Below are 26869 nucleotides of genomic sequence, written 5' to 3'. Positions count from 1 at the left end.
GCTGAGCATGTGGCTTTATGGCGTTGACTCCACAGGGAATGCGATTTGCCTGTTTGATACCAACGGAGTCAACTACCAAGATTGCGGTATCGTTGAAAACCCTTCTGCCGGGGCTTGGAACTTTATTCAGTTCGCCAGTTTTGTCGCGCCAATGGATACGGTGCGAATCAGTATTTCCTACAACACGCAGCGCAATCCCGACACCAAGTACCATTTGATCGATGACATTTCGTTGATGGACGTCACCCCGCGTCCTGAGCTGGCTCTGAGCAAAGTCAACCCGGCAAGTCTGACGGTGGGGTTGGCCAGCGATTACACCTTGAGCGTCAGCAACACGGGCTCGGCAGCCACTGGCACGGTGTTCAACGTGTTTGAGCAGTTGCCTCCTTTTGTGGCCTTCAACAGTGCGGCAGGCCTGGCAGGTGGCACGGTGACGCCCAGCGCTGTGAGCTGCAGCGTGGTCAGCGGCACGGTGGCCAGTGGGCAGTTGCTCAACTGCACGGTCAACTTACCCACGGGCTTGGCGGCCAGCACGGGCACGACCCAATTCAAGCTCAATGTCACGCCGCAATCAGGGGTGGCGAGCAGCGTGGTGAACAAGGCGCAAATCGACCCCACAGGAGCCAATGCTGCGCAAACCCCCAGCGCTTGCACGAGCACAGGTACCCCTGCGGGATGTGCGGTAACGGCCTCCCAATCGGTGGGCACTGGCGTCAGCCTGGGGCTGAGCAAAGCCAATCCGGTCAGCCTGATGGTGGGCAGCAGCAGTGCCTATCCACTGACGCTCAGCAACACGGGCGCCAACCCCAGCGCGACCAGCTTGGTCGTGTACGACCAACTGCCGGCTAACTTTCAGTATGACGGTGCTGCCCCGCTGGCGACGGGCAGCGTCACACCCACTGGGGTCAGCTGTGCCAGCAGTGGCCAGACGAGCACCGGCCTCCTGCTGACGTGCACCGTGAGCCTGCCCGCAGGTGGGGTGCCAGCCAGCACCGGCACGGCCGCCTTCAGCATCAGTGTGACCCCTCTGGCGGGCGCCGCAGGGGTGTCGGCCAGCAACAAGGCCGCCATCGACGCCACCGGCCTCAACGCGTCCCAGACCCCGTCCAATTGCACGGCCAACAACGCCCCCACCGCAGGCTGCGCCGTAGCGACAGCCATGAGCCCCGTCGCGCCGGCCACGGCCGCGCAGTCCCAACTGACATTGGCCCCGGCAGGCCCTTTGGTGGCTGGGGTGGCCAGCTACACCTTGACTGCCACGGCCCGGGACAGCGCTGGCAATGTGGTCACCGGCCAGTCCTACACCTACAACTTCAGCAGCTCTGGGGGCAGCCTCAGCGCCACGAGTTGCAGCACGGCCACCAGCGGCGGCAGCGCGGGTTCTTGCTCGGTCACCTTGAGTTCCAGTGTGGCGGGCAGCTACAGCGTGAGCGCCAGCCTGGGCGGTACGGCCATCGCGGGCAGCCCGAGTACCGCCACCTTTGTGGCCGGCGCTGCCACAGCAGCTGCTTCTCGCGTCAGCATCAGCAGTGGCCCCAAGACCGCCAACGGCAGCGATGCTTACACCATCACCGCCACAGCCTACGACACCAATGGCAACCTGGTCACCAATGCCAGCAACACCTTCAGCTTCAGTGCGCCCGGTGCTGGCGCGGCGCTCAGCGCCAGCAGCTGCACCAGTACCACAGGCACTTGCTCGGTCACGCTGACGGCGACGACCGCTGGCAGCTACGCCATCACGGCCAGTCTGGGCGGCACGGCGGTGGGGGGCACCAACCCGGTGACTGGGGTATTTGGCGCGGGTGTCGCCACAGCCGCCGCCTCACGGGTCAGCATCAGCAGTGGCCCCAAGACTGCCAATGGCAGTGATGCGTACACCATCACCGCCACAGCCTATGACGCCAACGGCAACCTGGTCACCAATGCCAGCAACACCTTCAGCTTCAGCGCGCCCGGAGCCGGTGCGGCGCTCAGCGCCAGCACCTGCACAACGACCACAGGCACTTGCTCTGTCACGCTGACGGCGACGACCGCTGGCAGCTACGCCATCACGGCCAGCCTGGGCGGTACCGCTGTCGGCGGGACCAACCCAGTGACTGGGGCATTTGGCGCGGATGTCGCCACAGCCGCCGCCTCACGGGTCAGCATCAGCAGTGGGCCCAAGACCGCCAATGGCAGCGATGCGTACACCATCACCGCCACGGCCTATGACGCCAACGGCAACCTCGTCACCAATGCCAGCAACACCTTCAGCTTCAGCTCACCCGGTGCTGGCGCTGCGCTCAGCGCCAGCACGTGCACCAGCACCACAGGCACTTGCTCGGTCACGCTGACGGCGACGACCGCTGGCAGCTACGCCATCACGGCCAGCCTGGGCGGCACGGCGGTGGGGGGCACCAATCCCGTCACGGGCGCTTTTGTGGCCGGGGCCGCTACAGCCGCCGCCTCACGGGTCAGCATCAGCAGTGGGCCTAAGGCCGCCAATGGCAGCGATGCTTACACCATCACCGCCACAGCCTACGACACCAATGGCAACCTGGTCACCAATGCCAGCAACACCTTCAGCTTCAGTGCGCCAGGGGCTGGTGCGGCGCTCAGCGCCAGCACGTGCACCAGCACCACAGGCACTTGCTCTGTCACCCTGACGGCGACGACCGCTGGCAGCTACGCCATCACGGCCAGCCTGGGCAGCACGGCGGTGGGGGGCACCAATCCCGTCACGGGCACTTTTGTGGCCGGGGCCGCCACAGCCGCCGCCTCACGGGTCAGCATCAGCAGTGGGCCTAAGGCCGCCAACGGCAGCGATGCGTACACCATCACAGCGACGGCCTATGACGCCAATGGCAATGTGGCCAGCGGGACCAGCAACACCTTCAGTTTCAGCTCACCCGGTGCTGGCGCTGCGCTCAGCGCGAGCACGTGCACCAGTACCACAGGCACTTGCTCGGTCACCTTGACGGCGACGACCGCTGGCAGCTATCCCATCACGGCCAGTCTGGGCGGCACGGCGGTGGGGGGCACCAACCCGGTCACCGGCGTGTTTGGGGCGGGCGCAGCCATCGCTTCGGCCTCGCGCGTGGCCATCAGCAATGGCCCTTTGACGGCCGATGGCGTTGCGGCCTACACCCTGACCCTGACGGCCTACGACGCCAATGGCAATGTGGTCACCGGGGCCAGCAACACCTTCAGCTTGAGCGCGCCAGCGGCGGGCGCGACCCTGAGTGCCAACACCTGCTCGACCACCACAGGCACCTGCACGGTCACTTTGCGCGCGACCACCGCGGGCAGTTACCCCATCACGGCCAGCCTGGGGGGCAGCGCCGTGGGCGGGACCAACCCGGTGACCGGCGTTTTTGTGGCGGGCCAGCCGGTGGCCACCGCCTCCCGGCTGGCGATTGACGCCGGGCCCAAGACGGCCAACGGAACCGATGCCTACACGCTCACCGTCACCGCCTATGACGCCCAGGGCAACCTCAATACCAGCACGGCCAGCACGTACAGTTTCGACTCCTTGCAGCCCAGCAACGGGGCCACGCTGAGCGCCGGCACGTGCACCACCGCCACCACCGGCCCCCAGGCCGGGCGTTGCAGTGTCAGCCTCAGCGCCACCGTGGCCGGCAGCTATTCGGTGAGTGCCCGCCTCGACGGCGTGTTGATCGGGGGCAGCAACCCCGCGCAAGCGGTTTTTGTGGCCGGCCCGCCCACGGCCGCGAGCTCGCGGGTGGACATCAGCGCTGGCCCGCGCATGGCCAATGGCAGCGACAGCTACACCTTGACGGTGCGCGCCTTGGACGCCCAGGGCAATCTGGTCACCGCGCCATCGACGACTTTCGGTTTCAGCCCGGCAGCGGCCGGGGCGAACCTGAGCGCCAGCACCTGCAGCACCGCCACAACAGGACCAGGTGCGGGGACTTGTTCGGTCACCTTGACGGCCACCGTGGCGGGCAGCTACGCCATCACGGCCAGCCTGGGCGGCACCGCCGTGGGGGGGGCCAACCCCGTCACCGGCGTGTTTGTGGCGGGCAACCCGACGGCAGCCAGCGCGCGGGTGGCGATCAGCGCGGGGCCCCTGGTGGCCGATGGGGTGTCGGCGTACACCTTGACCGCCAGCGCCACCGACGCCAATGGCAACCTCAACACCGCGAGTGCGACCACGGTGACTTTCAGCAGTCCTGGCGCGGGCGCCAGCCTGAGTGCCAACAGCTGCACGACGGCCACCACCGGGGCAGGGGCGGGCACCTGCACGGTCAGCTTGACAGCCACGGTGGCCGGCAGCTACCCCATCACCGCCAGCCTGGGGGGAACCCCCTTGGGCGGGACCAACCCCGTCACCGGGGTGTTTGTCGCGGGCGCCGCCACGGCGGGAGGCTCGCGGGTCAGCATGGACCCGCCTGGGCCTTTGACCGCCAACGGCGTGGCCAGCTACACCTTGACGGTGCGGGCCCAGGACGCCCAGGGAAACCTCCAGACCGGCACGGCCTTGGACTTCAGCTTCAGTGCGCCCGCAGCGGGCGGTACCTTGAGTGCCACCACCTGCCGCACCGCCACCAGCGGGCCGCAGGCCGGCACCTGTGCCGTCACCTTGAGCGCCACCCTGGCCACGGTCTACAACATCAGCGCCAGCCTGGGCGGCACACCCGTGGGCGGCAGCAACCCGGTCAGTGCCCGCTTTGTGGCGGGTGAGGCGGTTGCCGCCACAGCCCGGGCGAGCATCGATGCCGGCCCCAAACAAGCCAACGGCAGCGACGCCTACACCCTGACAGCCAGCGCCACGGACGGGTTTGGCAACCTGGACAGCAGCCGGGTCTACACCTTCAACTTCAGCCCGCCGGCGGCCGGGGCCAGCCTCAGCGCCACCAGTTGCAGCACCACGACCACGGGGCCGACGGCGGCCACCTGCACGGTCACGCTCAGTGCCACGGTGTCGGGCAGCTATGCGGTCAGCGTCAGCCTGGGGGGCGAAGCCCTGGGCGGCACCAACCCCTTGACGGGGAGCTTTGTGGCAGGACCCAGCACCGCGGCCAGCGCGCGCATCAGCCTGAACAGTGGGCCCAAGATCGCCAATGGGACCGACGCCTACACACTGACCGCGAGGGCACTGGACGCCAACGGCAACCTCAACACCAGCGCGGCCATGACCGTGACCTTCAGCGGCCCCGGGGTCAACCTGAGTGCTGGCAGTTGCACCACGGCGACCACAGGTGCCCAGGCCGGTACCTGCGCGGTCACGGTGACTGCCACGGTGGCGGGCAGTTATGCCATCACCGCCAGCGTGGGGGGCACCCCGGTGGGCGGAACTAACCCCGTCACCGCAGTGTTTGTGGCTGGCTCGGTGGCGGCCGGCAGCAGCACCCTGGCCATCGACAGCGGCCCCAAGACCGCGAATGGTGTGGAGGTCTACACACTCACCGTCACCGCCCGGGACGCCCAGGGCAACCTGGTCACGGGCAACAGCAGCTTCAACTTCAGCCTGGGCAGTGCGGGTGCCACCCTCAGTGCCAGCAGTTGCAGCACCACGGCGGGCGTGTGCAGCGTCACGCTCCGGTCCACCGTGGCCGGCACGTATGCCGTCACGGCCAGCCTGGCTGGCCAGAACATCGGGGGCAGCAACCCCGCCTCGGCGGTGTTCGTGGCCGGTGCCGCGACGGCGGGCAGTTCGCGCCTGTCGATTGCACCGGGCGGACCCCGGGCGGCCAATGGCTCAGACGCCTTTGCCATCACCGCCAGCGCCTACGACGCCCAGGGCAATCTGGTCACCGGTGTGAGTCAGACCTTCGCGTTCAGCGCCCCCGCCGCAGGCGCCACCTTGAGTGCCAACAGCTGCACCACCACCACGGGGACCTGCACGGTGCAGATCACCGCCACCGTGGCGGGCAGCTACCAAGTGTCGGCCACTTTGGGCGGCACCTCCCTGGGGGGCAACAACCCCGTCACCGCCACCTTCCAGGCGGGGGTGGCCACGGCGGCGCAGTCCCAGGCCCTGATCAGCACCGGCCCCAAACTGGCCAATGGGGCCGATGCCTACACCGTGACCGGGGTGGCCTACGACGCCCAGGGCAACCCGGTGACGCTCAACCCGGTGACCTTCACTTTTGCGTTGGTCAACACCCCCAGCGCGGCCAGCCTGAGCGCCGCCAGCTGCGTCACCCCCACCACCGGGCCCGATGCGGGGCGCTGCAGCGTCACCCTGGTGGCCACCAGTGCCGCTGCGTACCCCGTCCAGGTGCGCCTGGATGGCACCGGCCTGGCCAGCCCGGTGGCCAACAGCCCGGTCACGGGCGTGTTTGTCGCGGGGGCCGCGACAGCGGCCAGCTCACGCATCAGCCTGAGCAGCGGGCCCAAGACCGCCAATGGCAGTGATGCCTACACCTTGAGCGCCAGCGCTTACGACGCCCAAGGCAACTTGAACACGGCCACCTCGACCGACTTCAGCTTTGCCCTTTCCGGCGCCGGGGCCTCCTTGAGCGCCACCACGTGCAGCACAGGCACCCTTGGCACCTGCAGCATCACGGTCACGGCCACCGTGGCGGGCAGCTACCCGATCACGGCGCGCACCGGTGGCGTGTTGGTGGGGGGCAGCAACCCGGTCACGGCGGAGTTCGTGGCGGGCTTGGCCAGCGCGGCCACCTCGCAAATCAGCATCACGGCAGGGCCCCGCATGGCCAACGGCGTGGACAGCCACGTCATCACCGTCACGGCCCTGGATGCACAAGGCAATCTCGCCGTCAGCCCGGCGGTCACTTTTGCATTCACCGTGCCTGGCTCGGGCGTCACCCTCAGTGCCACCCAATGCGTGACCGCCACCGCCGGGGCGGGGGCTGGCACTTGCACGGTCAATTTGACGGCGACCGTGGCGGGCAGCCATGCCGTCACGGGCCGCCTGGCGGGCGTGCCGCTGGGGGGCAGCAACCCCGTCAGCGGCGTGTTTGTGGCCCAGGGGGCCTCCGCCGCGCGCTCGATGGTCACCCTTGATGTGAGTGGCGGGGTGCATTACGCCAACGGCAGCGACAGCTACACCATCACAGCGACCGCCATGGATGCGATGGGCAACCTCAACCAATGGCAGCCTCAGACCTTTGAGTTTGTGTTGCAAGGGGTGGGTTTGAGCACCCGTGTGCTCAGCGAGACCCGCTTGCGCAACAACCCGGTGGCGCCGGGTGCCACCCTCAGCGCCAACCAGTGCACCACGACCATCACCGGCCCGACGGCAGGCACCTGTTCGATCACCTTGCGTTCGGTGCAAGCCGGTTGGACGGTGGTGCAGGCCAGCCTGGCCGGCGTGCCCCTGGCGCAGCCCGCGGGCGGGCAGGTGGCGGCGCAGTTCATGCCCGGACCGGTGAGCGCGGCCAGCTCCTCGCTCAGCCTGGACAGCGGCCCCAAGCTGGCCGACGGACAGGCCTTCTACACCCTGACCGCCACGGCGCGGGACGCGCAGGACAATCTGAAGACCGATGCCCCCACGATCTTCAGCTTCAGCCACCCGGGAGCGGGGGCGTCTTTGAACTCGGCCAGTTGCAGCACCGCGACCAGTGGCGCAGGGGCGGGCACCTGCAGCGTGACCTTGCGCGCCACCGTGGCCGGGGTCTACCCGGTGCAGGCCACGGTGGGCGGTGTGGCCGTCGGAGTGCCCGCCAATGGGCAGGTGAATGCCAACTTTGTGAACCTGGCGCCGGCAGCGGTCAACAACGGGGTGACCGCCGTGCCCACCCTGGGTGAATGGGCCCTGCTGGGTTTGGTGGGCCTGATGCCTTGGCTGGCCTGGGCACAACGGCGCCCGCGCAAGCTGCAGGGGGAGGGGGCCCGCCTGCGTTGAAACGTGGACCTGGCCAACACGTCTCAAAGGCCCCAGAGGGCGCTCGCCGCACCAGCGCATGCTGCACTGCGGCGATAATCCCCGCTGATTCTTAGGGAGTGCGTGTGGATATCGAGTTGCTGGCCAAAGCGGCCATCATGGGTGTGGTCGAGGGCTTGACCGAGTTCTTGCCTATTTCGTCAACCGGGCACCTGATTTTGGCCGGTGCGCTGCTGGGCATGGACGACGACAAGGCCAAGGTGTTTGACATCGCCATCCAGACCGGGGCCATCTTCGCCGTGGTGCTGGTGTACTGGCAAAAAATCCGCGACACCGTGGTGGCCCTGCCCACCCATCCGCGCGCACGCCGCTTCGCCTTCAATGTGCTGGTGGGCTTTTTGCCTGCCGTGGTGCTGGGGCTGTTGTTTGGCAAATTCATCAAGGCCCACCTGTTCACGCCTGAAGTGGTGGCCAGCACCTTCATCCTTGGTGGTTTCGTCATCTTGTGGGCCGAACGCCGCCCGCAAAGTGACGCGCACATCCAGAACGTGGACAGCATGACCCCGCTGGACGCCCTGAAGGTGGGCTTGGTGCAGTGCCTGGCCATGGTGCCCGGCACCAGCCGCAGTGGCGCCACCATCATTGGGGGCATGTTGCTGGGCCTGAGTCGCAAGGCCGCCACCGATTTTTCATTCTTCCTGGCCATCCCGACCCTGATCGGCGCCGGGGTCTACAGCCTCTACAAAGAGCGCGCGCTCCTGTCCATGGCGGACCTGCCCTTGTTCGCGGTCGGCCTGCTGTTTTCTTTTGTCAGCGCCTGGATCTGTGTGCGCTGGCTGCTGCGCTACATCAGCACCCACAGCTTCGTGGTGTTTGCCTGGTACCGCATTGCCTTTGGCATCGTGGTGCTGGCCACGGCCTGGACCGGCGTCGTGCACTGGGCGGCCTGATCAGCCCCCGGCTCACCGCCGGGTGGGCCCCACACCGAAAACCGCAGCCCTGAGGGGAGGCGGTTTTTTTTCGGGCTGGCTGGGCCGGTGTTCAGGGTTTGGCCGTCTCGAGGTTGAGCAGGGCCGCTTCGATGGCGGCCGCCGTGGCCACGGGCTTTTCCATGGGAAAGAGGTGGCTGCCGTCGAGCATCATGGTCCGGCCCTTGACCACCTTCTCGGTCATGGCCATGCCCACTTGTTGCATCTCCTTCGAGGCGCGGCCCCCGATGAATGCCGCCGGGCACTTGAGCGGGTGGCGCGCCAGCAGGCGGTCCAGGTTGTGCGGCAAGGTGTTGTAGATGGCGGTTTCGACCTCGCGCGTGAAGCTGAGTACCCGGCGTGGGCCGTGCGGACCGGCTTCGTCGTGCGTGCCGTGGGCGATGTAGTCACGCAGCACCTGCGGGTCCCAGCGCGCAAAGGCTTTTTTGTGCTCGAAATGCGCCAGGGCCTCTTCGGCGCTGGCCCAGCTGTTGCGCCGACGCAGGCTGATCTTGCCGGGTGAGACCGAGCCCACCAACTGGGTCTGCTTCATGACCCCCACCGTGGTGGCGCGCCAGCCACCCAGCAGGGGCGAGTCCAGCAGCAACACGCCCTTGACGCCATGCCCGCCCAACTTGGGGTGTTGGGCGGCCGCCATGGCACTCAGGAAGCCGCCCAGCGAGTGGCCCACCAAGAAGGCGGGTTCGCCAGCTTGTTCGATCTCGGTCTTGGCGAAGTCGGCCAGCTGTTGCACCAGGTGCGGCCAGTTGCTGCTGACCGGGTAGCGCGGGTCGTGGCCGAACTGGTCCACGGCGCGCACCTGGAAGCCGCGCTGGCGCAGTTGCTCGAACAGCAAGCGGTAGGTGCCCGCAGGGAAGCTGTTGGCGTGGGAGAAGATGATCAGGGACATGGCAGGCTGACGGCGGCCCCGAGGCCGCTCAAAAAGCGGCTGAATCAGCCGCTCGGGGTGAACCCGCGGACCGCGCTGCGGACGCCTCGGGCGCTGGGTCAGCCCGGAGGCCGCCCAGGTCTGGCCTCAGATGAGCTTTTCTTCGGGCGTGGCGATCTTGCGCAGCGGCTTGCTGCGTGGCGAGTGCACCATCAGGGGCACATCCGTCTTGCCGCCACCCCACATCGGGTCTTCGATGCTGTCGAAGACCTGGCGCAGCTTCTCGCCCCAGCTGCCGCGCACCATGCGGAAATAGGGGTTGTTTTCGTCGATGCAGATCACCTTGTCGGTCTGGTACTGATCGGCCTCATAGACCACCAGGTCCAGCGGCAGGCCCACCGACAGGTTGGACTTGAGGGTCGAATCCATCGACACCAAAGCGCACTTGGCGGCCTCGTCCAGCGGGGTTTCAGGCGACACGACACGGTCCAACACGGGCTTGCCGTACTTGGATTCGCCGACCTGGAAGTAAGGCGTTTCCGGCGTGGCTTCGATGAAGTTGCCGGCCGAGTAGACCTGGAACAGGCGCATGCCTTCACCCTTGATCTGGCCGCCCAGGATCAGGGACACATTGAATTCCACACCCGCCTGGCGCAGCGAGGCGGCGTCGCGCTCATAGACGCGGCGCACGGCCGAGCCCAGCACGCGGCAGGCGTCGAACATGCTCTTGGCGTTCCAGATGGTGATCGGTTCGCTGTCTTCGTGTTCCTTGAGCTGTTCCACCTGCAGGATCTCGCGCACCGACTGCGAGATGCTCAGGTTGCCGGCCGACAGCAGCACCATGAAGCGGTCATCGGCCTTCTCGTAGACGATCATCTTGCGGAAAGTGCTGATCTGGTCGAGGCCGGCGTTGGTGCGGGAGTCGGACAGGAACACCAGGCCGGCATTGAGTTTGATGGCGACGCAATAAGTCATGAGGAGGACTCTAGTTTTTTGAGTGAGTAGATCAGGTCCAGCGCTTCGCGTGGACTCAGCGTGTCGGGGTCGATCTCGGCAAACCTTGATTCTAAGGCGCTAGGTGCTATTTTTTCGATAGCTGGTGGAGCGGCAAACAGGTCCACCTGGGCCTGGGCCTCGGTGGCGCGCTCTTCCAGGGTCTGCAAGGTGTGGCGCGCGTGGCTGAGCACCGCGCTGGGCATGCCGGCCAGGCGGGCCACCTGGATGCCGTAGCTGCGGCTGGCCGGGCCGGGTTGAATTTCGTGCAAGAACACGATGTCCGAGCCCGCTTCGGTGGCGCTCACGTGCACGTTCACCGCCTGATGGTGCTTGACCGGGAACTCGGTCAGCTCGAAGTAGTGGGTGGCAAACAGCGTGAAGGCCTGCGTCTTGTCGTGCAAGTGGGTGGCGATGCCGGCGGCCAGGGCCAGGCCGTCGAAGGTCGACGTGCCACGGCCGATCTCGTCCATCAGCACCAGGCTGTGCGGCGTGGCGCTGTGCAGAATTTGAGCGGCTTCGGTCATCTCCAGCATGAAGGTCGATTGGGCGTTGGCCAGGTCGTCGGCGGCGCCAATCCGGGTGTGGATGGCGTCGATCGGCCCGATGCGGCAGGCCTGGGCCGGCACATGGCTGCCCATGCTGGCCAGAAGCACGATCAATGCCACCTGGCGCATGTAGGTCGATTTACCGCCCATGTTGGGGCCGGTGATGACCTGCAGTCGCTGCTTGAGCCCCAGCTGCGTGTCGTTGGCGATGAAGCTGCCGCCCGAGGTCTCGGCCAGGCGCGCTTCGACCACCGGGTGGCGGCCGCGCGTGATCTCGATGCAGGGCTCTTTGGCGTAAACCGGGGCGGTCCAGTTCAGGGTCAGGGCGCGCTCGGCCAGGGTGCACAGCACGTCCAGCGTGGCCAGGGCGCGGGCCACACGGCTGAGCGTGGGCACGTGGGCTTGCAGCGCGTCCAGCACTTGCTCGTAAAGCCATTTTTCACGCGCCAGAGCGCGCTCCTGGGCCGACAAGGCCTTGTCTTCAAAGGCCTTGAGTTCGGGCGTGATGAAGCGCTCGGCGTTCTTCAGGGTTTGGCGGCGCCGGTAGTCGGCCGGCACCTTGTCGAGCTGGCCTTGGGTGATTTCGATGTAGAAGCCGTGCACCTTGTTGTATTGCACGCGCAGGTTGGCGATGCCGGTGCGCTCACGCTCGCGCACCTCCAGGTCGACCAGGAAGCTGTCGGCATGGGTCTGGATGTGGCGCAGCTCGTCCAGCTCGGCGTCAAAGCCTTCGGCAATCACCCCGCCGTCGCGCACCAGGGCCGCCGGTTCGGGCAGGATGGCGCGGTGCAGCAGCACGGCGGTGTCGGGGGGCGGCACCAGCTCGGTGGCGATCTGGGCCAAGGTGCCCGCGGGCCAGCTGCCGCCCAGGGTCAGTTGCTCTGCTTTTTGCAGCGAATGGAGCAAGGCCACCAGCTCGCGCGGGCGCACCTGGCGCAGGGCGATGCGGGCGCTGATGCGCTCCACATCGCTGGTGCCCTTGAGCTGCTGGCGCAGCGCGTGCCAGGGACCGGCGCCGTTGGCGCCTTGCAGGGCGGCGATGGCGTCCAGCCGGGCTTGGGCGATGCTGCGGTCGCGCGGCGGCTCCAGCAGCCAGGTTTTCAGCAGGCGGCTGCCCATGCCGGTCATGCAGGTGTCGAGCAGCGAGTAGACGGTGGGCGAGTCCTCGCCGCGCAAGGTCTTGACCAGCTCCAGGTTGCGCCGGGTGGTGACGGGCAGCTCGATCAGCTCGCCGCTGCGTTGCACGCGCAGTGCGCGCAGGTGGGGCAGGCTGCGGCCTTGGGTGTGTTCTGCGTAGTTCAGCAGCGCAGCGCTGGCGGCGTGGGCCAGGGGCAGGCCCTCGGCGTGCCAGGTGCTCAGGCTGGCCACCTGCAATTGCTCCAGCAGCTTGCGCTGGCCCAGCGCGGGATCGAACTGCCACTCGGGGCGTTGGCTCATGGGCAGGCCGGCGCTGGCGCGGGCCTGGCGCAGCAAGTGCTCGAAGGCGGGCGTGACGTCGGCGCTGTAAATCACTTCATTGGGCGCCACGCGGGACAGCCAGGCGTCCAGCTCGTCGGCGCTGCACTCGGCCAGGTGGATGTCGTCCTGGGTGACGCTGAGCCAGGCCAGGCCACACTGGTTGCGTGGGCCTTGGTGCACGGACAGCAGGACGGAGTCGCTTTTTTCGCCCAGCAGCTCGGCGTCGGTCAGCGTGCCTGGGGTGACCACGCGCACCACCTTGCGTTCCACCGGGCCCTTGGCGGCGCCGACCTCGCCCACCTGCTCGCAGATGGCGACGGATTCGCCGTGGCGGATCAGGCGTGCCAGGTAGTTCTCCATCGCATGGAAGGGCACGCCGGCCATGACCACCGGCTGGCCGGCCGACTGGCCACGCCGGGTCAGGGTGATGTCGAGCAGGCGCGCTGCCTTTTCGGCGTCGTCGTAGAACAGCTCGTAAAAGTCACCCATGCGGTAGAACAGCAGGGTGTCGGGGTGGTCCTTCTTGAGCGCGAAGTACTGGACCATCATGGGCGTGTGCCCGGGCAGGTCGGCAAAGCCGCTGTGGGCGGTGCTGGGGGTGTCTTGGGTCATGGGCAAACTAACAGGGTCGGTGGCCGGTGGGTGGGGCAGGGCGCTCGGGAGGGAGACCTGCAGGCCACCCGGCCAGCCCCGGGGACCGGGGCGTGATGGGTGGATTATCTGGCCTGCGGGGCCCGGCGGGCGGCGCGTCGTGTCATGCCCTGCCTGGGCGGGTCTGTTTTCGCCGGGCTTCTTGTCCACGAGGGCCTGAACTGGGCTGCCTGGCAAGGTGGCGCTTCCCCGGGGGGCCGAATAAGCTCGCATGCCCTACACTGATTTTGGGGCGATCTCCCTGGCGCGCTTCAGGCTGGGGAACGCATTCTTCATTCAACCGGCAGTCACTCCAGCATGACTTTCAGCGCCAGCCTTGAACAGATTTCTGCCTGTCTCTCAGGGGCGCTGCGTGCCGGTGAGATTTGGCCAGCCTATCAGCCCTTGGTGCATCTTGACAGCCGCCGCATCGCCGGTTTCGAGGTGTTGGCGCGCTGGACCTCGCCGCTGTTGGGCGTGGTGCCGCCAGCCGCCTTCATCCCCGTGGCCGATCGCCTGGGTTTGCTGCATGGTCTCTCGCTGGCCTTGATTGAGCAGGCGTGCCGTCAGGTCAGTGCTTGGCCTGGCGAGTTCTACCTGGCGTTCAACCTGGCCCCCAGCCAGTTTCTGCTGCCTGATTTGGCCGTCCAGGTGCAGGCTGCGGTCGGGCGTGCTGGATTTCCCATGCGACGGGTGCGCGTCGAGGTCACCGAGAACGAGCTGTTCCACGACAACCTGGTGGCCCGCCACAGCATCGAAGCCCTCAAACAAGCGGGGGTGAGCCTGTCCCTGGACGACTTCGGCACGGGTCATTCCAGCTTGACCCGTCTGCAGTCGCTTCCGTTTGATGAAATCAAGATCGATGCCAGTTTTGTGCGTGGCTTGGAGTCCGATTCGCACAGCCTGAAGATCGTCACGGCCGTGCTGGGCCTGGGGCAGAGCCTGGGCGTGCATGTGATTGCCGAGGGCATAGAGACCGCCGGCCAGGCCGAGTTATTGAACCGTTTGGGTTGCGTTTTTGGCCAAGGCTATGACCTGGGGCGGCCCGGCAGTGCCGATCAAGCCCTGGTGCAGCTGCAGCGTCTGGGCTGCCACTGTGACCATGACCGCCCGCTGGATGCCTCCCCGTTTCAGCGCCTGCACCAGCTGGAAACGCTTTACCTGGATGCGCCCGTGGGCTTGTGCTTCATCGACACCGAGATGCGCGTGGTCAGCGCCAACCCCAAAGTGCTGCACTACCTGGGCTTGGCCGGTGCTGATTTGCTCGGGCAGCCTGTGGCGAAGATCTTGAACCAGCCCTATTCCCAAGGTCTGCTCGAGGCGCTGGAGTCCGTGCGAGGCGGTGCCAACCTGCCACCGACCCAGTACGACCACCTCGGTACCGGTTCGACCTACCTGGTCGCCCACCAGCGGGTGAGCAACCCCCTGGGTGAATGGCTGGGCATTTCTTTGGTCGTCATCGATATTTCGGAGCGGGTGAAGGCCGAGCTGGCCCTGCAGCAAAGCGAGGAGCATTTCCGGCGTTCCATCGAACTGGGTCCCAACATCGCCTGGGCGGCTGGCCCCGACGGGGCTGTCGACTACATGGGGCCTGCTTTCGAGTGGACGGCCTTGAGCTCGGCCCAGGAGCGTTATGCGCGCTGGCGTGATCGCATGGATCCCGACGACCGGGAACGGGTGCACCGAGAGTGGTTGGCCCACCTGCCTTCGCCCAGGCCGTTCAAGACGGAGTTCCGCATCCTGTGGCCGGACAACACCTGGCGCTGGGTGCGCAGCCAGGGATTTCCTCATCTGGACGAGCGCGGCCAGGTGCTTCGCTGGTACGGCATCATCATGGACATCTCCACCGAGCATCGCCTGGAGCGTCGCTTGATCGAGCTCGAGCAAAAGATCGCCACCTTGAGCGGGGGCTGAACCCAGGCCTGTGGGGCACGCACCGCCGACGGGGGTTGTCCTCTTGTGCCCGCCGCTTTGATCCGGTCTGCGTGCCGGGGGGCCACCCGCGCTGCCTTCTCGGCGTGGCCGCGGAACTGCCGGGCGCTGGCTATGATGCGTGTTTTCAACGCTGCCAGGGCAGGGGAGTCCGCGAATGTGTGTGTTGCCCAAGCGCTGGCCAAGCTCATGAGTCAAGGACTGGCCTACCACACGGTCGTCCATGCGATGCAGGGGTGCGCCGGGATGGGCCCCCGGGAGCGCTTTGCCCTCAGCCTCAAAAGCACGCTGGCAGGGCACTCGCCTTACCAAGGCTATCGCGCAGCGGCCGCCGTCCGGCGCCGGCTTGGCGCGACCGACTGGATGGTGTCGCGCACGGTTCAGGACTGGTTGTGCACGGATTTGAACCCGGCGATCCAGACCATCCGCCTCATGCCCGACCGACAGGCTGCCATTGCGGGCTACAACGCTTACAACGCCTCGGTGTCCCTGGCCGTCAAAACCCAGGTGACGGCCGGAAGCACCAGCATTCAGCGCCAACTCGCCAGCATTCAACGTGACGATGAACTGTGCCGTGCGGGCTCCATGGCCGTGGTGGACTGGATGTTGAGAGAGGTGGCTGCCCGGGGGGCCGCTGAGCCACCGCCACAACCGCGTTCCATGGCCGAGTGCGCTCGCTACCTGGGGGCGGAGCGTGGTGCCGCCTTGGAGGCCATGCAGGTGCTGGAGTCCTGCGGCGACCTGTCCTCTCCCGCATTGGCCAGCGCCCTGGGCGTGGGGCTGCGCACCTTCGAACGCGAGTTACAGAGCGAGGACTTGAACCCCAGGCTGTTGCGCATGGCCGCGAGGATGCAGCGCGCCATGCGGCTCTTGCCGAGCCCAAAATCACTCGCATCGGTGGCTGTTGAGGCGGGCTTTTCCGACCAGGCCCACATGGCGAGAAGTTTCAAAACCGCCTGTGGCATGACGCCGAGTCTGCTCAGGTCACTCATCCGCGGGACGGCCGTCCCGGTCTGTCCCACCCAGGAAATCCCCTGATGTTTTGACGCGCCGATTCAAGTCGCGGCGCGGCGCAGTGGGGATCATCCAGGCGTGATGGGGTTTGCGCGTCACCCGGACCGCACCCACGCTTGGAGGAGTTTGTGATGGGTTTTCTTTGGACGGGAGCTGTTCTCTGGGGTTTGTTCTTGACCTTGGTGACGGTGGTGGTGCCCGCGGGTGGCGGTGCCTTGGCCTTTTTCCTGGTGGGTTGGACGCCGACGGGCTTGCTGGTTTGGTTCGTGGCTCATCGGGCGGCGAAGCGGGACGCGGCGCACCAAGCGATGCTGGCGGCGGCGGAGGTCTCCCCTGGCGCAGGCTTCGACCATGCCGAGTCCGGCACCGGCCTGGCCCTGAACCCTCAGGCCCGCACCTTGACCCTGTTGATCGGGGGGCAGTGGAAGACCTATTCCTATGCGGACATCCGCGAGTGGGAAGCCATCAAGGAAACACCGGGTGTGGTGGTGGGCGGCAACCTCGCCGCCGTGGGTGCGGAGGTCGCCATGAGGCGCCAGGCTGCGGCCCATACGGGCTTCTTCGTGACCGTCCGGGATGTTCAGCACCCCAAGTGGCGCATCGCGATGAAAGACACGGCGGTGCAAGCCCGCTGGATGGAAATCATGCGCCAAGAGGTCAACGAGCGTTGATCAACGCTGCCTGTCGCCTCGGGACCCCAGCACTGATCTCACGGGAGATGACCATGCACAGAAGTAACAACATGGCCGGGACCCTGGGCGCGGGCCTCGGCTGCGTGCTCAACGTCCATCCAGGCTGGCGCTTGGTCCGCCACGGAGGCTGATCGTGCCGGACCAGCCCTTGAAGCCACTGGAGGGGCTGTACGGATTCATTCGGCAGCACCTGACGATGGTGAACGCCGTGGTCTTGTTTGCCTCCACCTTGGTGGGCCTGATCGACTTTTTGTCCCCCTCCTTGGGGGCGCTGCCGACCGTCATCTATGCGCTCACGACCTTGCTGGTGCTGCTCATGCTGGTGGCGGCCTGGTTCCCGCTGGCTTGGCGCCGGGTCTTGTCGGCGCTCGGCTGCCGCGCCGATCTGGCGGCGAGTGCGTTCTGGCGCAGACCCGTCTGGCGGCTGCTCCTTGGGGGCATGGTGGCGGTGTCATTGGTGGGTCTGGTCTCCGTGGTTCATTCCGACCGAGGGGGCCTGATGGCCAGCCGCGTTCCCGCCGCAAGAGGGCTGCAAGAAAGCCTCTTGGGCGTCCATCGCGCGCTGGGGGACATGGGCCAGGGGCTGTCGAGTGCGAACGCCAAGCTGGACGTCTTGGTGGCAGCGTCTCTCGATCCCCAAAAAGACCTTCAAGCCCGTGGCTACGCCCTGGACGCCAACGGCCTGATGAAGGCCATCAAACAGGGCGATCGCCGGGCCGTGGCTTTGTTTGTCCAGACGGGTTACCGGGTGGACAAGCAAGGGCCGCTCTCGGTATTGATCAACGGCCACCAGCCCTGGGACCACGAGTTGGTATCGCTCTTGTCGCCCGCCATGTTTGAACACCCTCAAGCCTGCCAGGCCCGCAGCCTGCTTCGGTGGGCGCTCAAGCCGCCGGCCCAGGAGCGCGCTGCCGCGGTCGAGCGCCTGTGCGGGCCATTGCCCTGAGCGAAGCATCGACCTGCCGTGGGCCAGGCCGGGCCCTGGTGTGGGGGCACAACAGAGTTGGAGCTCTTTTATTGACCGTCTGTCCGAATCAATCGCTCGCTTTCCCTTAGCATGGGGTGTCTGAATCAGGAGTTTGCCTGTGTTCCCTGCTGCTGCTTTGTGGATTGCCAAGCCCTTGTGGGGCCAGCGGGCGCGCTGGTCAGGAGCGCATTGATGGCCCCAGTGCGCCTCCCGCGGTCCGGCCTGTGGTGGCAGGAGCTGCCGCTTTGGCGGCAATCCAATTGGCGTCCCTTGTTGGCCATCGTGCTGGTGTCGGCGCTGCTGGCCTGGTCGGCGGATCAGTTGCTGCTGAGCCGGCGCAGCGATGGCGAGCGCGAGCGCATGAGCGTCTCGCTGGCCCAGATGGAGGCCACGCTGCAGTCGCTGGCCCTGCGGGGCGAGTCGGTGGGCGCTCTGATGATGCTGGGCCTCAACGAGCCAGCGCTCAAAGCGCTGGTGGCGCCGTCTTCCCGTGCGACCAAAGCCTCACGTGCCGAGGTGACCGCCGCGCTGGCGCGGCTGCGTGTTCCGCGTGAACGTTTTGCCTTGGACCGCATCGAGATATTGAACCGGCACGGCCAGGTCGTGGCCCATGAAGGGCTGGGGCCGGCCTCGGTCGGTCTGGAGCTGAGCCAGCAGGGCTATGTTCAGCAAGCGCTCAAAGGCGTGGTCAACGCGTATGCCGGTGTGGATTTGCAAGGGCCTGATCGTTGGCTGTACTTGGCCGCGCCCATTTATGCCGGGGATGATCGGGGCTCTCCAGTCACGGGGGCGGTGGTGTTTCGGCGTCCTTTCATGGCCGCTGAAGACGCCATGGCCTTGGGCGGTCATGATGCCGTCTTGATCAGCCCCGAGGGCGTGGCTTTTGCCGCGACCCGCCCCGAGTGGGTCTTTGCCCTGCTGGGCGAGGTCACTCAACAGCGCGTCCAGGCGCTGGCCCAGCGCCGGCAGTTCGGTTTGCAGTTTGCCAACGGCGTCGCGTCCCGCCTCCCTTTTGTGCTGGAGCAAGAGCAGGTTTCCTTTGATGGAAGCCATCACCTGTTGGGCCAGCAGGCCCTGGAGTGGAATGACCCCGGGGGCGCCTGGCGTCTGGTGATGCTGCAAAACGTCAACACCCTGATGAGTGCTGGCGAGCAGTGGCTGGTGGGGGGGCTGCTCTTTGTCTTCTTGGTGGCCCTGGGATTGGGGGGGCAAGTCTTGTGGCTGCAGCGCGCCCGCACCCGGGCAACGCGGGCCCGGTTCCACATCTTGGGCACGGCGCTGGATGTCAGCCCGGTGTCGGTGATCATCACCGACCTGGCGGGCCAGATCATGTGGGTCAACCCCCAGTACCAGCGCAACACGGGCTACTCCCTGGCCGAGGTGGTGGGTAAAAAGCCCTCCATGGTGTCCAGCGGCCTCACCCCCGTGGGCGTCTACCACGACATGTGGAGCCACTTGTTGGCGGGGCGACCCTGGTCTGGCCACTTCATCAACCAGCGTCGGGACGGATCGATCTACCACGACCAGGCCTCCCTGTCGCCGGTGGTCGATGACGACGGTCGCTGCATCGGCTTTGTTGGCTTGCATGAGGACATCACCGAGCGCATGCGCGAACAAGAGGAGTTGGCCCGGCGCGAACGCAGTCTGAGCGCCGTGCTGGACCAGCAAAAAGCCATCTTCGACAACGCGCCGCCGATTGTGCTGGTCAGCAGCGGTCAAATCCTGCAGTTCAACCCGGCCTTCGCCAAACTGCTGAGGGTGGAGCCTCAGGCCCTGGAAGGGCGCTCGGTCAGCAGTCTGTTTGGCACGCCAGAGCGCTACCAAGAGTTCGTGGCCATGGCGGGCAAGGCGATGCAGGCCAGCCCCCAGGTGCATTTGAACTGGAAGCTTTTCCGGGGGCCGGACGACTTCTTCGACGTGCGGTTTTCAGGGCGGCGCGTGCAGATGGAGGGGCACGAGCGGGCCTCCATCTGGCTCATCGAGGACTTGTCCGAGGCGCAGCGCGCCGAGAGAGCCCTGCGCGAGGCCCACCAGCGCCTGGAGATCGCCCAGGACGCGGGTCACATCGGTATTTTTGACATCGATCTGCGCGGCGGGCCATCGATTTGGACACCCCAGCTGCAGCGCATCTATGGCCTGGAAGGGCCAGTGGAGCGCATCGATCGCGCGCTGTGGACGCGCATGATGCACCCGGACGACGCGCCGCAAGCGGTGGCTTACTTCCGCGATCAACTGGCCAACGGGGCCGACCAGTACCGAGATTCCTGGCGCATCGTGCGACCGGACGGCGAGGTGCGTTGGATTTTGAACGCAGGGCGCATCTTCCGAGACGGCCAGGGCCAAGCCGTGCGCGTGGTCGGGGTGAACATCGACATCCACGACCAAAAACTGCTGGAACAACGCCTGGCCGAGCAACTGCTGTTCCAGGAGGTGCTGGTCGACACCATCCCCGTGCCCTTGTTTTACAAGGGACCGGATGGCCGCTACCTGGGCTTCAACCGCGCCTACGAACAAGCCTTTGGCGTGCGCCGCGAGGACTTGATCGGCAAGACGGTCTTGGAGCTGGACTACATCAGCGAGATCGACCGCCACCAGTTCGATGCCGACAGCCGATTGGTCATCCGGGAGGCCGCAGCGCTGCACAAGGACGTGCGCATGCGCTTTGCCGACCAGGCTTGGCATGACGCGCTGTATTGGGTGCATGGCTTCCGGCGCAGCGATGGCTCCCCCGGCGGGTTGATCGGCACTTTCGTGGACATCACCGACCAGAAGCTGGCCCAACGCGAGCTGCGCCGAGCCAAGGAAATGGCAGAAGAGGCCACCGAGGTCAAGAGCCATTTCCTGGCCAACATGAGCCACGAGATCCGCACCCCGATGAACGCCATCATTGGCATGGCCCACTTGGCGTTGCGCACCCCGCTGTCGCCGCAGCAGCGAGGCTATGTGTCCAAGATCCAGCAGGCGGGCGCCCATTTGCTGGGGGTGATCAATGACATCCTGGACGTGTCCAAGATCGAGGCGGGGCGGCTCACGCTGGAGAACACCACCTTCCAACTCGACAAAGTGCTGGAGAGTGTGGCCGACGTGGTGGCGCACAAGGCCACCGAAAAAGGCCTGGAGCTGATCTGCGAGGTGGGGCCTGACGTGCCCGCCAGCCTGGTCGGCGACCCGCTGCGCCTGGGCCAGATCCTGATCAACTACCTGAACAACGCGATCAAGTTCACCGAACGTGGCGAGATCGAGATCGTGGTGCGCCGGGTGCCCCAGCTCGACGGGGTGCTGAAGCTGCGCTTCGAGGTGCGCGACACCGGCATTGGCCTGAGCGAGGCCCAGATGTCGCGCCTGTTCCAGAGCTTCCAGCAGGCTGACGCCACCATCACCCGGCGCTACGGCGGCACGGGCCTGGGGCTGTCGATTTGCAAGAGCCTGGCCAATCTCATGGGCGGTGAAGTGGGGGTGCAAAGTGGTGTCGGCGAGGGCTCGGTGTTTTGGTTCACGGCGGTGCTGCAGGCCGGTGCCAACCAGACCCGCATCCTGTTGCCTGAGCCCGACCTGCGCGGCCGCCGCGCCTTGGTGGTGGACGACAACCTGCACGCCGCCGCCGTGCTGGCCGACTTGCTGCGCGGCATGAGTTTTGACGTCGCGGTGGTGCATTCCGGCCCCGAGGCTCTGCAGCACCTGGCGCAGGCCCAAGACCAGGGGCGGCCGGTGGAGGTGCTGGTGCTGGACTGGCAAATGCCCGACATGGACGGCCTCGAGGTGGCGCGCCGCCTGCCCACGCTCGACCTGGCCCAGCCGCCGCTGTCGGTGATGGTGACCGGTCATGGGCGCGACGATTTGCTGGACGGGGCGCGCGCCCTGGGCATTGCCGAGGTCTTGGTCAAACCGGTCAACCCCTCGCACATGTTCGATGCCTTGATGCGCTTGATGGGCCAACCCCAGGCGCGCAGCGCCGAGCCTGCGCCCGGGGGCTCACCGCAGGACTTGCTGGTGCCCCTGCAGGGCGCCCGCTTGCTGGTGGTGGAAGACAACGAACTCAACCAGCAGGTGGCCGCCGAGCTGTTGACCGATGCGGGCTTTGTGGTGGAACTGGCCTCCAACGGCCGCGAGGCGCTGGAGAAGCTGCGCCAGCAGCCGGTGGACCTGGTGTTGATGGACATGCAAATGCCGGTGATGGATGGCCTGGAGGCCACGCGCGCCATCCGCGCCCAGCCCGACACCCGCCACCTGCCCGTGATCGCCATGACCGCCAACGCCATGGACGCTGACCGCCAGCGCTGCCTGGCCGCCGGCATGAATGACCACCTGGCCAAGCCGGTCAACCCCGATGACCTGTGGCTGGCCCTGGCGCGCTGGTTGGCCCCTCAGGTGCCCGTGGGCCGCCAGGTCAGCCCCTTGCGGCCTGCTCCCAGCGCCATCAGCCTGCCCACCGACATTGCGGGCCTGGACGTGGCCCTGGGCTTGAAGCGCGTGATGGGCAAGCGCAGCCTGTACCTGTCCATGCTGGAGCGCTTTGTCGCCAGCCAGAGCCCCACGCTGGAGAGCCTGCCTGAGGCCCTGGCCCAGGGCGACCTGGTGTTGGCCGAGCGCCTGGCCCACACCCTCAAGGGCCTGGCGGGCAACCTGGGGGCCAGTGGCCTGCAGCAGGCCTGCGGTGAGCTGGAGCTGGCCTTGGCTGGCGGGCAGAGCGCCGAGCGCCTGCACCGCCTGAGCGTGCCCTTGCTGGCCGCCTTGCAGTTGCTGCTGGAGGACTTGAATGCCTGGCTGCAGCAGCAAAGTGCCCGCCCCCTGGCGGGTGCCCCCCTGGGGACCAGCACAGAGTTCTCGCTGATTCAGATTTTGGATCGCCTGCGTACGTTGTTTGCCGACAACGACTCGGCGGCGTTAGACGTGCTCCGAGAAAATGCCGCTATGCTGCTGAGCGCCTTGGGACCAGCTTTTCATGCCGTCGAGCAAAAAGCGCTTGCCTTTGAATTTGAACAAGCGCTTGAAGAGTTGGAGTCGGCCCTCTCGCTGAAAGAGCGGTCCGCTTGATATGTCTCGCCCCAACTTCTAACAGGGTGTTTTGATGGTCATGAATGCAGTTGTGTCGGAGTCTTCACCGTTGGTGGAAAAGCCCATTGCCACCGTGCTGGTGGTGGACGACACCGCGGACAACCTGAGCTTGATGAGTTCGCTGCTCAAGGACCATTACCGTGTCAAGGTGGCCAACCAAGGCGAAAAAGCCCTCAAGATCGCCGCCCAAGACCCCCCGCCGGACCTGATCCTGCTGGACATCATGATGCCGGGCTTGGATGGCTATGAGGTCTGTCGGCGCCTCAAGGCTGAACCGCGCACCCGCCACATCCCGGTGATCTTCCTGACTGCCCGCTCTGAAGTGGCCGACGAAGAATTGGGCTTGTCGCTGGGGGCGGTGGACTACATCACCAAGCCCATCAGCCCGCCCATTCTGTTGGCCCGGGTGCAGACCCATTTGGCGCTCAAGGCCACGTCGGACTTTCTGCGCAGCAAAAGCGACTACCTGCAACAAGAGGTGGCCCTGCGCACCCTGGAGGTGCAGGCCATCCAGGACGTGACCATCATGGTCATGGCTTCGCTGGCAGAGACCCGGGACAACGACACGGGCAACCACATCCGACGCACCCAGCTCTACGTGAAGGCACTGGCCGTGCGCCTGCGCCACCACCCGCGCTTTGAATCGGTCCTGACCGAGCGCAACATCGAGCTGCTCTACAAGTCGGCGCCGTTGCACGACATCGGCAAGGTGGGGATTCCCGACAGCATCCTGCTCAAGCCCGGCAAGCTGACGGTGGAAGAGTTTGAGGTCATGAAGCGCCACCCCGCGATTGGCCGTGATGCCATCGAGGACGCCGAGCGCCGTCTGGGCATCAAGGTGAAGTTTCTGACCTTCTCCAAGGAAATCGCCTACAGCCACCAGGAGAAGTGGGACGGCACCGGTTACCCCGAAGGCCTGGCCGGCGACGCCATCCCCTTGTCCGCGCGCCTGATGGCGGTGGCCGATGTGTACGACGCCCTCATCAGCAAGCGCGTCTACAAGCCCGCGTTCACCCACGATCAGGCCTGCCAGATCGTGGTTCAAGGCCGCGGCCAGCACTTTGACCCCGACATCGTGGACGCCTTCATTGAGATCGCGGACGACTTTCGCGCCATCGCCATCCGCTACGCGGACTGATCGCCCCCTCTTCGCCATGAAAAAAGCCCGCCAGCATCAACGCTGGCGGGCTTTTTCTCTGGGGCCGGGGAGCGGCGCCTTGCCCCGGAGGGCAGGCGCCTGGAACAGGCCTTAGAAGGGCGCGTCGGGCAGGGCAGCAGGTTTGTCGCTGTCGGCAGCCGGAGCGGCTTCAGCATCCGCGCTGTCCTCGGCGCTGCTTTCAGCGGCGGCGCTGTCTTGGCCCAGGGCTTGGCGCACCGCCGCTTTGTCGCCGGCACCGGCGAACTTGCTGTACTTGCCCAGCAGACCGACCAGTTGGCCGTAGATGCGCGGGTTGCCAGCCAGGCACTCTTGCTGATCCAGGAAGTCGGCTTCGCCGGTGAAGTTGCCCACCAAGCCACCGGCTTCGGTCACCAGCAGCGAGCCGGCGGCGATGTCCCAGGGTTGCAGGCCGGTTTCAAAGAAGCCGTCGGTGAAACCGGCGGCCACATAGGCCAAGTCCAGCGCCGCAGCACCGGGGCGGCGCAGGCCGGCGGTGCGCTGCATCACGTCACCCATCATGGCCATGTAGGCCTTGAAGTTGTCGCCTGGGCGGAAGGGGAAGCCGGTGGACACCAGCGACTCGCCCAGGCGGGTGCGCTTGCTCACGCGGATGCGGCGGTCGTTCATGTAGGCGCCGCGACCCTTGGTGGCGGTGAACAGGTCGTTGCGGCTGGGGTCGTACACGACGGCTTGCTCGATCTTGCCGCGCACGGCCAGGGCGATGCTCACGCAGTACACGGGGAAACCGTGGATGAAGTTGGTGGTGCCGTCCAGGGGATCGATGATCCAGACGAATTCAGAGTCCTTGGCGCCGTGGGTTTGGCCCGATTCCTCGGCCAGGATGCCGTGGCCCGGGTAGGCGGTCAGAAGGGTGTCGATGATGGCGTTTTCAGCCGCTTGATCGACTTCCGTCACAAAGTCATTCACCTGCTTTTGCGAAACCCGAACGGATTCGACGTCGAGTGCGGCGCGGTTGATGAGGGCGCCAGCGGCGCGAGCGGCCTTGATGGCCACGTTAAGCATGGGGTGCAGGTTGGATGACATGAATTGTGAGGAAGAGCTGGGTCGCCCCTGAAACCGGGTGCCGGGTGGCAGGTGGGGCGGCGAAAGAGCCTGCTCGGCGATGCGGCAGGCGACAATAGGGCGAGATTTTACCCGCCGTTGCGCGTTTTGCGCCAGACCCCCGCTTTCAAGCCCCATGAAAACCCGATTTGTTCTGATCCAGACCAGCCATGCCGGCAATGTCGGCGCTGCCGCCCGCGCCCTCAAAGTCATGGGCTTTGACGAGCTGGTGCTGGTGGCCCCGCGCTGGCCCAACGTGCTCAAGCGCGAAGAAACCATCCAGCGCGCCAGCGGCGCCCTGGACGTGCTGGAAAAGGCACGCATCGTCGAGACCTTGGACGAGGCCCTGGACGGCATCAGCCACCTGTGCGCCACGGCCATGACGCCGCGCGACTTTGGGCCGCCCGTCAAGACCCCGCGCGAGCACTTTGGTCCGCTGGCCCAGACCGACCACTCGGTGGCCTTTTTGTTTGGCTCCGAGCGCTTTGGCATGCAAAACGAGGACGTTTACCGCTGCCACACCTGCTTGAGCATTCCGACCAACCCGGGCTTTGGCTCGCTCAACCTGGGCGCGGCCATCCAGGTCATTGCCTACGAATGGCGCCAGGCCTTGGGCGGTTTTGGCGTGCAGTCCGCCACCGCCCCGGTGCGCCCGGCAGATGCGCAGCAGGTGGCGGGCATGCTGGGCCATTGGGAGAAGGCCTTGGTGGATGTGGGCTTCCTGGACCCGGCGGCCCCCAAGAAGCTGATGCCACGCCTGAACCAGCTGTTCAACCGCGCCGATCTGAGCCAAGAGGAAATCCACATCCTCCGAGGTGTCGCCAAGGCCATGATCGAAACGGCCGAACGCGCTAACCGATAGACTGTGCAGCCATAAAAATATTTCCAAAGCTCATGTTCTCCCGCTTGCGATCCGACATCCAGTGCATCCTCGACCGCGATCCTGCCGCGCGCAGCACGTGGGAGGTGATCACTTGTTACCCGGGTTTGCATGCGGTGGTGCTGCACCGGCCTGCGCACTGGTGCTGGACGCATGGCTTCAAGTGGCTGGGACGCTTCATCTCGCATGTCTCACGCTGGCTGACGGGGATTGAAATCCACCCGGGTGCGAAGTTGGGTGAGCGTGTGTTCTTTGACCACGCCATGGGCGTGGTGGTGGGCGAGACGGCTGAGATTGGCGATGGTTGCACCATCTACCAGGGCGTGACCCTGGGTGGTACCTCGCTCTACAAGGGCACCAAGCGCCACCCCACCCTGGGCAAGGACGTGGTGGTCAGCGCCGGGGCCAAGGTGCTGGGCGGCTTTGTGGTGGGCGATGGGGCCAAGATCGGCAGCAATGCCGTGGTCATCAAGCCCGTACCGGCGGGCGCCACGGCGGTGGGCATTCCAGCCCGCATCCTGCCCTCCAAGGCGGGCGCCAGCGCCGACGCCACGCCCGAGGGACCCAAGTTCTCCGCCTACGGGGTGACCCTGGAAGACGACCCCGTGGGCCAGGCCCTGAAGGGCTTGATCACCAGCGCGTCTTCGCAAGAGCACCAGATCGCTCTGTTGTGGCAGGCCATCGAGCAGCTGGCCGCGCGTGCGCCCGAGGGCAATTGCGTGCCCCAGGACGCTCAGCGCCAGGGCTGTTTTGAGGCCGGCAAGCTCAGCGACCTGGTGGGCAAATAAAAAAGCGACCTGGGCATCAGGTCGCTTTTCAGTTCGGGTCGC

General features: G+C 66.3%; 14 protein-coding genes. 10 read left to right on the top strand and 4 right to left on the bottom strand.

The annotated features are described in order from the left end of the window. The first annotated feature begins 151 nt into the window (after positions 1-151). Together PSQ39_RS19615 and PSQ39_RS19610 are read left to right on the top strand one after the other, a co-directional pair. Positions 152-7813, top strand: coding sequence for an IPTL-CTERM sorting domain-containing protein (locus PSQ39_RS19615; protein ID WP_273929013.1), 7662 nt, complete (start codon positions 152-154; stop codon positions 7811-7813). A 104-nt stretch (positions 7814-7917) separates the two neighbouring features. Beyond that, the gene (locus tag PSQ39_RS19610; protein WP_273929011.1) at positions 7918-8742 is read left to right on the top strand and encodes an undecaprenyl-diphosphate phosphatase; all 825 of its coding nucleotides are present in this window, start codon (positions 7918-7920) and stop codon (positions 8740-8742) included. A gap of 91 nt (positions 8743-8833) precedes the next feature. On the opposite strand, the gene PSQ39_RS19605 is transcribed toward PSQ39_RS19610, so the two are convergent. The 3 genes from PSQ39_RS19605 to mutS form a co-directional block, all read right to left on the bottom strand. After that, the gene (locus tag PSQ39_RS19605; RefSeq protein ID WP_273929009.1) at positions 8834-9670 is read right to left on the bottom strand and encodes an alpha/beta hydrolase; all 837 of its coding nucleotides are present in this window, start codon (positions 9668-9670) and stop codon (positions 8834-8836) included. A 126-nt stretch (positions 9671-9796) separates the two neighbouring features. Next, positions 9797-10624, bottom strand: a complete 828-nt coding sequence (locus PSQ39_RS19600) for a proteasome-type protease (RefSeq protein WP_273929007.1) — start codon at positions 10622-10624, stop codon at positions 9797-9799. Beyond that, positions 10621-13260 carry a DNA mismatch repair protein MutS gene (mutS, locus tag PSQ39_RS19595; RefSeq protein ID WP_273929005.1) on the bottom strand — a complete coding sequence of 880 codons (2640 nt, stop codon included), beginning with the start codon at positions 13258-13260 and terminating at the stop codon, positions 10621-10623. Before mutS ends, PSQ39_RS19600 begins: the two co-directional genes overlap by 4 nt. Before the next feature lie 336 nt (positions 13261-13596). On the opposite strand from mutS, the gene PSQ39_RS19590 reads away from it, so the two are divergent. From PSQ39_RS19590 to PSQ39_RS19565, 6 genes are all read left to right on the top strand, one after another. After that, positions 13597-15192 carry a sensor domain-containing phosphodiesterase gene (locus PSQ39_RS19590; protein ID WP_273929003.1) on the top strand — a complete coding sequence of 532 codons (1596 nt, stop codon included), beginning with the start codon at positions 13597-13599 and terminating at the stop codon, positions 15190-15192. A 207-nt stretch (positions 15193-15399) separates the two neighbouring features. Beyond that, a complete protein-coding gene (locus tag PSQ39_RS19585) occupies positions 15400-16248 on the top strand; it encodes a helix-turn-helix domain-containing protein (protein WP_273929001.1) in 849 nt (282 codons plus the stop codon). 107 nt (positions 16249-16355) lie between these two features. After that, complete coding sequence (locus PSQ39_RS19580; RefSeq protein ID WP_273928999.1) at positions 16356-16895, top strand: DUF4755 domain-containing protein; 540 nt, start codon at positions 16356-16358, stop codon at positions 16893-16895. A gap of 169 nt (positions 16896-17064) precedes the next feature. Beyond that, positions 17065-17862 carry a hypothetical protein gene (locus PSQ39_RS19575; protein ID WP_273928998.1) on the top strand — a complete coding sequence of 266 codons (798 nt, stop codon included), beginning with the start codon at positions 17065-17067 and terminating at the stop codon, positions 17860-17862. 213 nt (positions 17863-18075) lie between these two features. Further along, the gene (locus tag PSQ39_RS19570; protein WP_273928996.1) at positions 18076-22917 is read left to right on the top strand and encodes a PAS domain-containing hybrid sensor histidine kinase/response regulator; all 4842 of its coding nucleotides are present in this window, start codon (positions 18076-18078) and stop codon (positions 22915-22917) included. Between the two features lie 52 nt (positions 22918-22969). Continuing rightward, positions 22970-24076: a response regulator gene (locus PSQ39_RS19565; RefSeq protein ID WP_409242058.1), complete on the top strand. Its 1107-nt coding sequence runs from the start codon at positions 22970-22972 to the stop codon at positions 24074-24076. Positions 24077-24187: 111 nt separating this feature from the next. Here PSQ39_RS19565 and PSQ39_RS19560 read toward each other — a convergent pair whose 3' ends face one another. After that, entirely contained in the window at positions 24188-25141 is a 954-nt protein-coding gene (locus tag PSQ39_RS19560) for an inositol monophosphatase family protein (RefSeq protein ID WP_273928993.1), read from the bottom strand. A gap of 154 nt (positions 25142-25295) precedes the next feature. Between PSQ39_RS19560 and PSQ39_RS19555 the strand changes: the two genes are divergently transcribed. After that, positions 25296-26021, top strand: coding sequence for an RNA methyltransferase (locus tag PSQ39_RS19555; RefSeq protein WP_273928991.1), 726 nt, complete (start codon positions 25296-25298; stop codon positions 26019-26021). Positions 26022-26053: 32 nt separating this feature from the next. Continuing rightward, complete coding sequence (gene cysE, locus PSQ39_RS19550) at positions 26054-26827, top strand: serine O-acetyltransferase (RefSeq protein WP_273928989.1); 774 nt, start codon at positions 26054-26056, stop codon at positions 26825-26827. Positions 26828-26869: the final 42 nt, after the last annotated feature.

This window comes from Curvibacter microcysteis, assembly GCF_028649455.1.
Lineage (GTDB): Bacteria > Pseudomonadota > Gammaproteobacteria > Burkholderiales > Burkholderiaceae_C > Curvibacter > Curvibacter microcysteis.
This window is presented reverse-complemented; position numbering and strand designations above follow the sequence as displayed.

Coding starts and splice junctions, on each gene's coding strand:
- PSQ39_RS19615 (WP_273929013.1), top strand. CDS start 152: ATGGATACGGTGCGAATCAGTATTTCCTACAACACGCAGCGCAATCCC.
- PSQ39_RS19605 (WP_273929009.1), bottom strand. CDS start 9,670: ATGTCCCTGATCATCTTCTCCCACGCCAACAGCTTCCCTGCGGGCACC.
- PSQ39_RS19600 (WP_273929007.1), bottom strand. CDS start 10,624: ATGACTTATTGCGTCGCCATCAAACTCAATGCCGGCCTGGTGTTCCTG.
- mutS (WP_273929005.1), bottom strand. CDS start 13,260: ATGACCCAAGACACCCCCAGCACCGCCCACAGCGGCTTTGCCGACCTG.
- PSQ39_RS19590 (WP_273929003.1), top strand. CDS start 13,597: ATGACTTTCAGCGCCAGCCTTGAACAGATTTCTGCCTGTCTCTCAGGG.
- PSQ39_RS19585 (WP_273929001.1), top strand. CDS start 15,400: ATGAGTCAAGGACTGGCCTACCACACGGTCGTCCATGCGATGCAGGGG.
- PSQ39_RS19580 (WP_273928999.1), top strand. CDS start 16,356: ATGGGTTTTCTTTGGACGGGAGCTGTTCTCTGGGGTTTGTTCTTGACC.
- PSQ39_RS19570 (WP_273928996.1), top strand. CDS start 18,076: ATGGCCCCAGTGCGCCTCCCGCGGTCCGGCCTGTGGTGGCAGGAGCTG.
- PSQ39_RS19560 (WP_273928993.1), bottom strand. CDS start 25,141: ATGTCATCCAACCTGCACCCCATGCTTAACGTGGCCATCAAGGCCGCT.
- PSQ39_RS19555 (WP_273928991.1), top strand. CDS start 25,296: ATGAAAACCCGATTTGTTCTGATCCAGACCAGCCATGCCGGCAATGTC.
- cysE (WP_273928989.1), top strand. CDS start 26,054: ATGTTCTCCCGCTTGCGATCCGACATCCAGTGCATCCTCGACCGCGAT.